9 protein-coding genes are annotated in these 12,792 nt (G+C 46.0%); 8 read left to right on the forward strand and 1 reads right to left on the reverse strand.

Translation table 11 applies throughout. From position 1 onward, the window contains the following. Nucleotides 1-5: 5 nt before the first annotated feature. The 8 genes from L3V35_RS05505 to L3V35_RS05540 all read left to right on the forward strand — a co-directional run bounded on the left by L3V35_RS05505 (nt 6) and on the right by L3V35_RS05540 (nt 11,661). Nucleotides 6-2,024 carry a methyl-accepting chemotaxis protein gene (locus L3V35_RS05505; RefSeq protein WP_237298776.1) on the forward strand — a complete coding sequence of 673 codons (2,019 nt, stop codon included), beginning with the start codon at nt 6-8 and terminating at the stop codon, nt 2,022-2,024. Between the two features lie 448 nt (nt 2,025-2,472). Beyond that, nucleotides 2,473-3,480, forward strand: coding sequence for a LacI family DNA-binding transcriptional regulator (locus L3V35_RS05510; RefSeq protein ID WP_054546146.1), 1,008 nt, complete (start codon nt 2,473-2,475; stop codon nt 3,478-3,480). A gap of 18 nt (nt 3,481-3,498) precedes the next feature. After that, nucleotides 3,499-4,746, forward strand: coding sequence for an extracellular solute-binding protein (locus L3V35_RS05515; RefSeq protein WP_065206436.1), 1,248 nt, complete (start codon nt 3,499-3,501; stop codon nt 4,744-4,746). Nucleotides 4,747-4,814: 68 nt separating this feature from the next. Then, a complete protein-coding gene (locus L3V35_RS05520; protein WP_102551672.1) occupies nt 4,815-5,801 on the forward strand; it encodes a sugar ABC transporter permease in 987 nt (328 codons plus the stop codon). Between the two features lie 46 nt (nt 5,802-5,847). Further along, nucleotides 5,848-6,696 (forward strand): carbohydrate ABC transporter permease, encoded by an 849-nt coding sequence (locus tag L3V35_RS05525; RefSeq protein ID WP_237298962.1) that lies wholly within the window; start codon nt 5,848-5,850, stop codon nt 6,694-6,696. Nucleotides 6,697-6,713: 17 nt separating this feature from the next. Next, nucleotides 6,714-8,063, forward strand: a complete 1,350-nt coding sequence (locus tag L3V35_RS05530) for a GH1 family beta-glucosidase (RefSeq protein ID WP_171310980.1) — start codon at nt 6,714-6,716, stop codon at nt 8,061-8,063. Beyond that, a complete protein-coding gene (gene ugpC, locus L3V35_RS05535) occupies nt 8,063-9,154 on the forward strand; it encodes a sn-glycerol-3-phosphate ABC transporter ATP-binding protein UgpC (protein WP_009846155.1) in 1,092 nt (363 codons plus the stop codon). The genes L3V35_RS05530 and ugpC overlap by 1 nt, the downstream gene beginning before the upstream one ends. A gap of 92 nt (nt 9,155-9,246) precedes the next feature. Beyond that, the gene (locus L3V35_RS05540; protein ID WP_237298778.1) at nt 9,247-11,661 is read left to right on the forward strand and encodes a glycosyl transferase; all 2,415 of its coding nucleotides are present in this window, start codon (nt 9,247-9,249) and stop codon (nt 11,659-11,661) included. Between the two features lie 148 nt (nt 11,662-11,809). Here L3V35_RS05540 and L3V35_RS05545 read toward each other — a convergent pair whose 3' ends face one another. Further along, the gene (locus tag L3V35_RS05545; RefSeq protein WP_237298780.1) at nt 11,810-12,757 is read right to left on the reverse strand and encodes an aldose 1-epimerase; all 948 of its coding nucleotides are present in this window, start codon (nt 12,755-12,757) and stop codon (nt 11,810-11,812) included. Nucleotides 12,758-12,792 lie beyond the last annotated feature (35 nt).

Below are 12,792 nucleotides of genomic sequence, written 5' to 3' on the forward strand. Positions count from 1 at the left end.
TAACGATGAGACTTTCTTCCATCGTGTCTCGAGTTTATTTAGGTTTCTTCACGCTGATAGTAATCATGCTTGGTAGCGCATGGTTGAGTATTAGCAGCAACAAGAACATAACCTCACACATCGAAACCATCACTCAACAAGCCACTCCTTTAATGCTCCAATCCTCAACGCTCACCATTCGTTTTTTGGACATTAATCGCAGCACTACTCCCTATTTATCCGCCAATTACATTGATGAACTCGAACCACTAAAACAAACCGTCGTGAGTAACATCGAGCATTATCAGCAGCAGTTAAATTGGTTTGATGGCAAGGCTGAATCGGGCTCACCACTTGAACCCATACTCCAAAATATTGAAGAAGCGGGCGTTGCCACCATCAATAAGATAGAACAGTCCTTGAACTTATACGTCTCTTATTTGGATAGTAAAGATCTCGGTTCGATGGAGCAGGAACAATTTCAATCTGTGGTAGGACAACTCAATAACACCTTGGTTAATCAATTGGCGAGTACGAGTTCGGGTAACACGCAAAAAGCGGTAGAAGCCTTGTTGGTTCAGTTGAGCTTGATTGCGGCAGAAGCCAATGAGGCTTTTTCACTGCAAACTTCATCGGAGGTTCGTGGTGTTGAGCGTCGTCTTCAAAGTCGTAAAGAGCGATTCGAACAAGCTGTATCAGACTTGGATAATCTGGACTCGTCTTTGCTACGCCGCAGTAAACAGTCTTTATCACTGCTCGCTTCACATGTATTTTCAGCGCAAGGAGCTGTGTCAACGCATATGGAAGCCGTGAAGCTACATGAGAGCATTGCTCAGCAAAGAGTGGAGATCGAACAGCTCATTGATGTGCAGTTAAGCCATTTTGATGAGCTTTCTATGTACGCGGAAGACACGGCTAAACGTTTATATTACGAGTCGATGGACTTCTCTCATCAAGCACTGTTGATGCAGGCCATCATTGCTATTGGATCGGTTTTTATTGCGCTGCTAATCGGGCTGAACATAGCTAAAGGGATTCGCAAGCCAAGTAGATTACTGCAAAGTGCACTAGACCAAGTCGCCAAAAAAGACTTGAGCGTGATGGTTCAGTATCAAGCCAATAATGAGTTCGGTGTAGTCAGCAATAAAGTGAACTTGGTTATCAGTCATCTGACTCAAATGATTGACAACATGCGCCACTCCTCTACACGTCTAAAAGAAGCTTCCCTTGAGAACCAAAGCACCAGTCGTTCCCTGCGTGAAGCGATGCAAGAACAAACCAATCAAACGGTGATGGTAGCGACAGCGATGGAACAAATTGAGTGCTCAGTGACGGAGATCACTCAGGCGGCCAACCAAACTCTAACGCTAGTGACCGAAGCGGTATCCAGTTCCAGTGATGGGCAAAAGACCATGAATAAAAGCGTCGAATTGATGGGCAGCCTAGAAAATAAGCTGGCGGAGTCAACGGCGACCATTGGTCAGCTTGAAAGCGAAAGCGCCAGTATTGGGTCCATTCTGGATGTGATATCTGGGATCTCTGAGCAAACCAATCTACTGGCGTTGAATGCGGCAATAGAAGCCGCGCGAGCGGGAGAACAAGGGCGTGGTTTCTCTGTAGTTGCGGATGAGGTTCGAGTGTTAGCAGCCAAAACCAATGCATCAACGCAAGAGATACACAACAAGATCGAGCAGTTGCAAACTAGCTCTAAACTGGCGGTTGAACAGATCAATCAGTGCGTGCTGGGTATGGTTCAATGCGTAGAACAAACCGGCGAAGTTAATCACTCGATATCGACAGTGTCTGATCTTCTCAACGAAGTAGAGCAAAGAAGCCATCAAATTGCGACCGCGACGACAGAGCATCAAGTCGTTGCCTCTCAAGTCACTCAAAATATCAACCAGATACACACCTTGGCTGAAGATAACTCGCAACGTTCCCAAGTGCTTTTTTCCCACGGTCAACAGCTTGAAACCATGTCGCAACAGCAATTCTCATTAACTCAAGAGTTTAAATTAGCGGAATCATCTAATCACAAAGATTAGAGCCAGTTAATTTCTTCCATGATTTCACGCCCAGCCTTCCGCTGGGCGTTTTCGTATCTGGTTTTTTCTGATGAAAAGGCTTTGAGCTAAAGATTACCGTGAAATGTTCTCATACAATTTCGAAAGGCCATTGAAATAACAAGGTCACTTTCCCCGTGTATATTGCCGTCAGCTGCGGATTCATCATCAAATAACGTTTTCAAAAAATGGATTTAGGCGGGCTTGTTTGATCTGACGAACAAGTAACCGAGCGCCATCTTGATAATATGAACAATAATCTCATGAAACAGTTTCATGGCGTGAAGTTAATCTGTAAGCGCTTTCATGATTTCCACAACTGGCCTTTTTACCTCCAACTTTAGTGTGATGACACTCACTTCAACCAAGACGCCTTTCTTTAATAATCGTTTTGTAAGCGGTTACAAGCTAATGAAGTATCGAGGTTCGAGTGGCAACAATTAAACACGTATCAGAACATGCAGGTGTGTCTCAGGCGACAGTGTCTAGGGTTATTAATGGCACTAGCCGAGTCAGTCATGACAAGAAGCTAAAGGTTGAAAAAGCGATCAAAGAATTGGGTTATCGCCCGAACTCTATCGCTCAAGCTTTGGCTTCAAGTCGTACTGGTAGTGTGGGCGTTGTTGTTCCAGAGCTTGGTGGCTCTTTCTATTCAGGCATCTTGCATAGCATAGAAGAAAACCTACGCCGCTTTGGTTACCACGCTGTTGTTGCGGCGGGCTCGAACACCGAACAAGGGCAGCGCGAGTCGGTGGAGTTTCTATTGGGGCGTCGTGTTGATGCTTTGATTCTTCACACTCAACTGCTCAGTGATGACTATTTAATTGAATTGGAAGAACAGGGGACCCCTGTGGTTTTAATTAACCGCTTCATCCCAGAAATGGCGATGAGTTGCATTGATATTGATAACGAAGTCGGGGGGCTACTCGCTACTCAATATCTTTTGCAAAAGGGACATACAGATATCGCGTGTATTACCGGGCCTTTAGATAAAGCAGATGCTAGGGGGCGTTTGCAGGGGTATCGAAAGGCCTTGGAAGAAGCGGGTGTGCCATACGATGAAGCATTAGTCTCGGAAGCGGGCTTTACTGAAGAGACGGGCATCAGTGCTATGAAGAAGCTGATTAATCGTAAGTGTCATTTCACAGCAGTATTTGCTTCGAATGACCACATGGCATTTGGCGCCTTCGAGGTGTTGCATCAAGAGGGGCTGTCTGTTCCTAAAGATGTATCACTGGTGGGCTTCGATAACACCATCTTCGCGCGCTATCTGACCCCTAGTTTGACCACCATTAATTTCCCTATTGAAGAGATGAGCGTTGAAGCAGTACAGCTCACTCTACAGAAGCTAAAAAAAATAAAACATGACGTGAACTTTAAATTGCTGCCGACGTTGGTCACTAGAAACTCGGTATCGGATTTACCAGTTACCCTATAAAAATATTAAGGATAGAACATGAAATTTAAGACCTTAGCGCTTTCATGCGCGGTTGCTTTAGGATTAGGTACAACAGCTGCGAATGCAGCCGACAAAGAAATTCGTTTCGACGGTTTCCCTGATTTCGATAGCAGCCTAAAGGTATTACTGCCTGATTTCGAAAAGGAAACGGGTATCAAAGTTGATTACCTTATGAACAACCACGGTGACCACCATACGAAACTAACCACTAACCTTGCAACGGGTTCTGGTGCCGGTGATGTGATTGTTGTCGACGTTGAGAAAATTGGTCCATTCGTGGGTTCTGGCGGCCTAGTTAACTTGTCTGAAAACTACGGTGCAGATAAGTACGAAGAACGATTCGCACCTTACGCGTGGGCACAGGGCAAAGGCGCTGATGGTGATATGTACGGCATCCCTGTCGACCTTGGTCCAGGTGTTATGTACTACCGTACCGATGTATTTGAAAAAGCGGGCATTGATGTTAATGAAGCAATCAAAGATTGGGATTCATACATCGCTGCTGGTGAAAAACTGAAAGAGCAAAACGTACAACTTATCGCTTCAGCATCAGATGTTGCACAAGCCATTATCTTCACGACGGTTCCTGAGGGTGAAGGCCTTTATTTTGATAAAGATGGTAACCCAGTGGTGACATCAGAGCGTTTTGTTCACGCTTTTGAAGTAGCAAAAGAGATTCGCGACAAAGGCTTAGACGGCCGCATTCTGGCTTGGTCTAACGAATGGTACGAAGGCTTCCGTAACGGTACGTTAGCAACTCAATTATCTGGCGCATGGCTATTGGGTCACCTTCAAAACTGGATGGCTCCAGATACTGCGGGTAAATGGGCAGTCTCTAACCTTCCAGATGGTATCTACGGAAGCTGGGGTGGTTCATTCCTTTCTATTCCAACTCAATCGGACAACCCAGATGAAGCGTGGGCTCTTATTGAATACATGACGACTGATCGAGATGTTCAGCTGGGTGCCTTTGAGACTATCGCGGCCTTCCCTTCTAACGTAACCACGTATGACGATGAGCTTTTCCAAGAGGAGATGGAGTTCCTTGGCGGACAAAAAGCACGTCTTCTTTTTGCTGAAGTAGCACAGAACATTAAGCCTGTATCCCCAGCTCAAGGCGATCACGTTGCACGTTCTATAATTTTGGAGAACGCGTTAATGGAAGTGCTTGATGAAGGTAAAGATATCAAGACAGCGCTGAAAGAGGCTGAACGTCTAATCAAGCGTCGCACACGCAGTTTGTAATTTATTTTTACTTTAAGTAAGTGAGGAAGCGTGGATAACGCGCTTCCTTTTTTTAAGAGGTCGTTACTATGAATCATACAGCGAGCACAACGATGGAACCTGCGGATAAAAGTCTTTTTTCTCGTCTAAATTTGAAAGCGCTTACACCGTATGGATTTCTTCTGCCGTTTCTGATCATTTTTTCTGTATTTGGGATCTTCCCGCTGTTGTTCTCCGTTTACCTGTCGTTCCACGAGTGGAACCCGGTAAGAGGCATGGATGCAATGGAGTTCGTTGGTTTTGAGAACTATCATATTGCCTTGACTGACCCGTGGTTATGGCGTTCATTGAAGAATACGTTTTGGCTAGCGATCACTTCAGGCGTGGCTCAGCACTTAGTCGCTATTCCAGTGGCTTACATGTTGGTTTCAATGGGTGACCGTATGCGTCACTGGCTAACATCGGCGTACTTTCTACCGTTCATTACATCAACGGTCGCAGCGTCTCTGATTTTCTTCAACATGTACTCTCCTAACTCAGGAATTATTAACCAAACGCTAATGGCTCTGGCCGATAGCACGCTGTTTGGTTGGGCATTCGCTTGGGTTAACGATTTCCAACCAATCCGTTGGTTAGACGATGCCACTATGGTGAAGCCGTCTATCGCAATCATGGTTTTCTGGAAATACACCGGTTTTAACATCGTCCTTTACACGACGGGTTTAATGACGATACCTAAAGACATCTTAGAAGCTGCACGTATGGATGGTGCCAATGCCTTCCGCCGCTTCTGGAACATTTCACTACCAATGATTCGTCCATTTATCTTCTTTGCTATCACGATGACCATCATCGGTAACCTGCAAATGTTTGAAGAACCGTTCGTATTAACACGTGGTACAGGTGGTACTGGCCAATCTGGTTTAACTATCTCGATGTACCTCTACAAAGTGGGTTGGGAATGGCTAGAAATGGGCACAGCATCTGCTATCTCATGGTTACTGTTTGCACTCATCGCGACTTGTACATTGGTTCAATTTTTACTCTTCGGTAAGAAAGGCTTAGGGGAACATTAAGATGTCGACATCAATTAAGACAAATACCTCACCACTAAGTGGACTGATGCCAAGCGAACGCAGCATGTATATTCTGACTAAGATCTTGATGGTCATGTTAGGCATTTTACTGGTTGTTTCAGCGCTAATTACAGTCTTTCCATTTGTATGGTCGGCACTGCTATCAACGCGTGACCGTTCTGAAATTTTCGGCACGGGCATTAGCTTTGCGATTGGTGATAGCCTGGCGATTAACTACGCCAAATTGCTTGAAATCATGCCGTTTTGGAAAGCGATGTTTAACTCGATTTACGTGGCTTTCTTAGGCACCACCATCTCGCTGCTGTTTTGTAGCATGGGTGGCTACGCGTTTGCTGTGTTTAAGTTCCGCGGTAAGAACGTGTTGTTCGGTATGCTGGTTGGCTCAATGGCGATTCCGCCTGTGCTTAGCTTGATCCCTTACTTCATGATAGTGAAATTCTTAGGCTTATTGGATAACCACATTGCGGTATGGCTACCGTTCACCACGACACCATTTGGTATCTTCTTGATGCGTCAGCACGTGATTGCATCGATTCCAAAAGAGTTACTTGAAGCGGCGAAATTGGATGGTGCTGGTGAGTTTAGAACGTACTGGAGCGTGGTACTGCCACTTATGAAGCCTGCACTCGCAACATTGGCTATCGTTCAGTTCGTTTTCTTCTGGAACATGTTTATGCAGCCTCTAGTGGTGCTTAACAACCCAGATAATTACGTGATTACACAGGCGCTACGAAGCGTTCAAGGCATTCCAAATACGCCATGGGGCGCGGTGATGCTAGGTACTACAATTTCAATTTTACCACTCGTGATTACTTACTTGTTCGCATCGAAACAAATGATCAGTGGTTTAACGTCCGGCGCAGTCAAAGGTTAGGTCTAAGGGTTATAACAATGAATAAATATCAACTTCCAAGTGATTCAAAGTTACGCAGTAAGGAATTTGTATTCGGTGTCGCGACATCTTCATACCAAATTGAAGGCGGCGTTGAAGAGGGCGGTCGTACACCGTCTATCTGGGACACTTTCTGTAAGACGCCGGGCAAGGTCGATAACGGCGACAATGGTGATGTGGCGTGTGACCACTACCACCTTTGGAAGCAAGACATCGAGATGATACAAGGTTTAGGCGTTGATGCTTACCGTCTCTCTATTGCATGGCCGCGCATCCTGCCGCAAGACGGTGTAGTGAACCAACAAGGCTTAGAGTTTTACGAGCAAATTATTGATGAGTGCCATGCTCGTGGAATGAAGGTGTATGTGACGCTTTATCACTGGGATCTTCCGCAATACCTTGAAGATAAGGGTGGCTGGCTAAACCGAGAAACGTCTTACAAATTCGCAGAATACGCAGAAGTGGTGAGTAAATACTTTGGTGACAACATCGATGTGTACACCACGCTGAATGAACCGTTTGTGTCTGCATTCCTAGGCTACCGCTGGGGCGAACACGCACCAGGTATCAAGGGTGAAAAAGAGGGCTACCTAGCGTCTCACCACCTAATGCTGGCACATGGTTTGGCTATGCCGATTCTTCGCAAGAATGCCCCTCATGCCAAGCATGGTGTGGTATTCAATGCGACGCCAGCTTACCCGTTCACACCACAAGACCAAGCGGCAGCAGATTACTGTGAAGCGGAAAACTACCACTGGTTCATCGACCCAGTATTGAAGGGCGAATACCCACAGTTGGTGGTTGAACGCCAAGCGATGAACATGCCTATGATTCTAGAAGGCGATTTAGACATCATCAGCGCACCGGTTGATTACATCGGCATCAATTACTACACACGGAATGTCGCTCGCTTCAACGAGAACGGCGATATTGAATCGGTGAAACAAACTGAAGCTGAACACACTTACATTGGCTGGGAGATTAACCCACAAGGTTTAACCGATTTATTGGTAAGACTGGATGCTCGTTACGAAAATATGCCACCTATCTACATTACAGAGAATGGTGCTGCAGGCAACGACGAGCGCGTTAACGGACAAGTGATGGACGACCAACGCGTTCGTTATTTCCAAGGTCATATCGAAGCGGTTCACAACGCGGTTGAAGCGGGTGTGAAAGTCGACGGTTACTTCGCTTGGAGTCTGATGGATAACTTTGAGTGGGCATTCGGCTACTGCCAGCGTTTTGGCATTGTCCATGTTGACTACACCACCCAAGAAAGAACATTGAAACAGAGCGCAATTGCGTACCGAAATATGCTGCTAGAGCGCGCTGAGGAGAACAGATAATGGCTAAAGTAGAATTTAAGAACATCAAAAAATCATTCGGTGATGTTGAAGTCGTCAAAGAGTTTGATTTTACGGTTGAAGACGGTGAGTTCGTGGTTTTCCTTGGCCCATCTGGCTGTGGTAAATCGACAACGCTACGCATGCTAGCTGGCCTTGAAAGCATCAGTTCTGGTGACATCGTCGTTGGCGGCAAGTTGATGAATAAAGTCGACGCGAAAGACCGTGACTTGGCGATGGTATTCCAAAGCTACGCTCTGTACCCACATATGACGGTGTACGAGAACATCGCCTTTGCGCTAAAACTGAAGGGCATGCCAAAAGCAGAAATCGACGTAGAAGTGCTAAAAGCGGCGAAAATGCTAGAGCTTGATCCACTACTGAACCGTAAGCCAAAAGAGCTTTCTGGTGGTCAGCGTCAGCGTGTGGCAATGGGCCGTGCGATGGTTCGTACGCCTAAAGTCTTCTTGTTCGATGAGCCACTATCTAACCTAGATGCAAAACTTCGTGGTGTGATGCGTGAAGAGATCAAACACCTACACCGAGAGCTTAAAACTACCACGATCTACGTAACCCACGATCAGATCGAAGCGATGACACTGGCGGATCGTATCGTGATTCTGAAAGACGGTTATGTTGCTCAAGTTGGTACACCAACCGAGGTGTTCCAGCGTCCTGCAAACAAGTTTGTCGCGCAATTCATTGGTAACCCGTCAATGAACATGTTGGAAGCAAAACTGATTGAAAAAGAAGGCGAGTACTTCGTTGAAATTGGCGATGTTCATATCCCACTGCCTGAGCGCTTTAAGTCTCTGGCGTCTAAGAACCTAGCGCTGCATTTTGGTGTTCGTCCAACAGACATTCACCTACGTGCCGAGCAAGTTGACCACGACCGCGTGCTGCCATTCCCTGTAAAAATCAAAGACAAGGAACTACTAGGCGCAAGCATTCTTCTGAAAACAGAAATTGGCGGTCAACCGCTGATGGTTGAAACCCAAGCGGCTGAAGTGGATGTAAAAGATCTGACGCTTTACTTGGATTTGGATGCTTTCCACTTGTTTGATGCCCTGAGTGAGAACTCGCTAGCGAGCTAGCCAGTCAATTTAAATCAGCCATGAGCTGACACCAACCAACTTACGACAAATTGTTTTGGCTCCTCCTGATTTGGGAGGGGCTAGGGATAGTGATGATGAAATTCGGATATTTTGACGATAAAAACAAAGAATACGTAGCAACCACGCCATGTACACCGATTAAATGGTGTAACTATGTTGGCACATTAGATTTCGGTGGCATTGTCGATAGCAACGGCGGCGTGTTGTTGTGTAAAGGCGATCCGGCACTCAACCGCATCACCAAGTACATTGCTCAACTGCCAAACTCAGATTTCAAAGGCTCGACCCTATACCTTAAGGTGCGTGATGAAGCAGGCAATTTAGAGGTGTTCTCACCGTTTTACACACCCACTCTGAAGCCGCTCGAGAAGTTTGAAAACCACACGGGCTTGTCATACACCACCATCATTGCAGAAGCCTTTGGTGTGCGTTGTGAAGCGACTTTCTTCGTACCAAAAGCTGACCAAGTAATGCTACAAGACATCAAAGTCACCAACATTTCAGGTAAAGCACTGCACGTTGATGTGGTACCTGTGTATGAATTCACACACTTCGATGCACTTAAACAGCTACTCAATGCGGACTGGGTTCCACAAACCATGACGCTAAAAGCACACCAGCAAGAGTCGGGTCATACCGTGCTTGAGCAGTATGCCTTTATGAAGCGCGATTATGCGGTGAACTTGATGACAGCGGATCGCCCTGCGACGTCTTTTGATGGTGATCGCCAATCGTTCCTAGGTAATTTGGGCTACGGTACATGGGCAGCGCCAGAAGCACTAAACAATGATGAACTAGGCAACACCGAGTGTTTGCGTGGCGACAATATTGGTGCGCTTAACCTACGTTTAGGTTGGTTATCTCCAGAGCAGACCGAACGTACGATTGTACAAATCGCACAGGAAGAAAGCCTAGAAGCAGCATTGCCTCTATTGGCTAAATACCGTGACCATCAAGTGGTCGATTCGGCTTTCGCTGAATTGGCTGAACATTGGGATGGTTACCTACAAGCGGTGCAGGTTGAGACGCCAGACCCAGCAATGAACTCGATGCTTAACGTACATAACCCACGTCAGTGTCACACAACCAAAAACTGGTCTCGTTACCTGTCTCTGTATCAGCTTGGCTATGGCGCGCGTGGCATCGGTTTCCGTGACTCTTCGCAAGATACGTTGGGCGTAATTACTCACATGCCGGAAGAGGCGCGTGAGTTCATTGAGCGTCTGTTGTCTGTTCAGAATACTAACGGTTCTGCGATGCATCAGTTCTTCCCATCAACATTGGAAGCGAACGCGGGTGACTCTCGTGAAGAGGAAGATCGCCCTGATTACTACGGCGATGATCACCTGTGGATCATCTACGCGGTGACTCAATATGTGAAAGAAACGGGTAATGCAGACTTTTTGAATAAAGAGATCCCGTTCTATCAAAAAGATAAAGCGGGCAACCCAGTTGAAACGGGAACTGTTTGGAACCACCTGAGCCGCGCGATTGAGTTTACTTACACCAATACCGGTGAGCACGGTCTACCGCTATTGGGTTTTGCTGACTGGAATGACACGGTGAACCTGCCAACGGGTGCTGAGTCGATGATGGTGGCAAACATGTACGGCAAAGCATTGCTCGATATGTTGGATTTGTGTGAGCTGCGTGGCGAAGCGCAACTGACGGCTAAGTTTAAAGATCAGTACCAACAGATGCAGAGCACGGTCAATGAGTGCGGCTGGGATGGTGAATGGTTTGTTCGTTACTTTGATGAGCAAGGTTTGCCAATCGGTTCTCATAAAAACGAGCAAGGGCAGATTTATACCAACGGTCAGAGCTGGCCTGTAATTTCAGGTTTCGCGACTCAAGAACGTGCAACTCAAGCTCTAGATTCTGTTTATAACAAGCTGAACACCACCAATGGCATCAAGCTTTCAACACCTGGCTACAACGGCTTTGATCCGCAGCTAGGTGGCGTTTCGACGTACCCACCAGGTGCGAAAGAGAATGGCGGTATCTTTTTGCATTCAAACCCATGGGTGATGATCGCAGAAGCGAAAATGGGCAACGGTGAGCGTGCTTACGAGTACTATCGTCAAATCAACCCAGCTTCTAAGAATGATGACATTGATACCTTCGAATCTGAGCCATACTGCTACCCACAAAACATCTTGGGTGACGAACATAAGCAATTTGGTTTAGGCCGAAATGCATGGCTTTCTGGTACTTCATCTTGGACCTACGTTGCTGGTACGCAATGGATCCTGGGTGTTCGTCCTGAAGTGGATGGCTTGCTGGTGGATCCTTGCATTCCGGCAGAATGGCCTGAATTCAAAGTCCGTCGTCAGTTCCGCGGTGCAACATACAACATTCATGTCACGAACCCAAATAATGTTTGTAATGGTGTTGCACAAATGAAGGTGAATGGTGAGGTGATTGAAGGCAACAAAGCACCGGTATTCACGTCAGGTGAGCATACCGTTGAGGTTGTTTTAGGTTAAAAAAGAGAAGGGCGCTTTATGCGCCCTTTATTGCTTCTTTAGTTTGCTTTTCTCTCTTGTAATGCGTTCTCTGGGGGGCTGATTTCGCATTAAGCGGTGGCTTTTCTTTCTGTATTTTGCATTCAGCGGCTGCCTTACTTTGGTTGCTTTATTGTGGTTGAAAGATGGCTTGGCATTGCCAAGTGAAGGTTTGCGATTGATTAGCCTCAAGCGTTAATAAGCCGATTTGGTTGTTGAATGCGTCTGCAGGGCAAGTCATCGGTTCTATCGCAATACTTTGCTCGCTAGCGGGCGTGTATAGCTGAACGAATGGGTAGCTTGCATCTTGTTGATAACGAAGAACAGCTGACGAATCTGAGCGTGTAAACGCAAGTTGGTTGGTTGTTGTTGAATCAAACTCAAAGCAATGGTTGAGACTTTGATTGGTGAGTGAGTCGCCTAGTGACAAACAATCAAACACTTGTTTTTCACCATTGGGTAGGTCGTCCACGTGCACGACTTCAGAGCAAGGTGACATGGTTAGTTTGCAGTGCGCCAGATCAGTGCCTAGTGAAAAATAAGGGTGCCAAGCATCACCGAACGGGAATGCAGAATCACCAAGGTTAGAAACAGTTGTTGAAGACGCGAGTTTACCCGTGATATCGATAGTGAAGGTGACTTCAAGGTTGAACGCAAACGGGAAAGCAGGATGCAAAGATGACGTTTGATACTGCAACTTCACACTGGCGGATTCTTCAGTGGCTACGCTGTTTGTGATTGAAAAAGGTTGGTTGTAGAGCAGGCCATGTACGGCGTGATCAGACCAAGGAAAATTAGTTGGGAGTTGATAGTTTTGGTTATCGAAACTGTAACGACCTAAGTTTAAACGGTTTGGAAAAGGGAATAATTTAGCACTGCGGGAAAAGAACGGATGTTGGTTGATCAGTTCATCATAATTCTGATAGCCACAAATAAAAGAGAATGGACTGTTATTTACGGTATATTTATTAATGACAGCACCAAATCCATTGATTATTTGAAGTTCTATACCATGTTGGTGGTTTATTAATGTGACAGAGTCAATATTTCCAAATTTTTCATTTATAATTTTAAACATGTTGATGTCTCCATTTTAAAAAAGATATTAACAAG

It is taken from the genome of Vibrio sp. L5-1 (assembly GCF_021728315.1).
Taxonomy (GTDB): Bacteria; Pseudomonadota; Gammaproteobacteria; order Enterobacterales; family Vibrionaceae; genus Vibrio; species Vibrio splendidus_K.

Bases quoted from the DNA above. Each gene is read 5' to 3' on its own strand.
- L3V35_RS05505 (WP_237298776.1), top strand. From the start codon at position 6: ATGAGACTTTCTTCCATCGTGTCTCGAGTTTATTTAGGTTTCTTCACG.
- L3V35_RS05515 (WP_065206436.1), top strand. From the start codon at position 3,499: ATGAAATTTAAGACCTTAGCGCTTTCATGCGCGGTTGCTTTAGGATTA.
- L3V35_RS05520 (WP_102551672.1), top strand. From the start codon at position 4,815: ATGAATCATACAGCGAGCACAACGATGGAACCTGCGGATAAAAGTCTT.
- L3V35_RS05525 (WP_237298962.1), top strand. From the start codon at position 5,848: ATGCCAAGCGAACGCAGCATGTATATTCTGACTAAGATCTTGATGGTC.
- L3V35_RS05530 (WP_171310980.1), top strand. From the start codon at position 6,714: ATGAATAAATATCAACTTCCAAGTGATTCAAAGTTACGCAGTAAGGAA.
- ugpC (WP_009846155.1), top strand. From the start codon at position 8,063: ATGGCTAAAGTAGAATTTAAGAACATCAAAAAATCATTCGGTGATGTT.
- L3V35_RS05540 (WP_237298778.1), top strand. From the start codon at position 9,247: ATGATGAAATTCGGATATTTTGACGATAAAAACAAAGAATACGTAGCA.
- L3V35_RS05545 (WP_237298780.1), bottom strand. From the start codon at position 12,757: ATGTTTAAAATTATAAATGAAAAATTTGGAAATATTGACTCTGTCACA.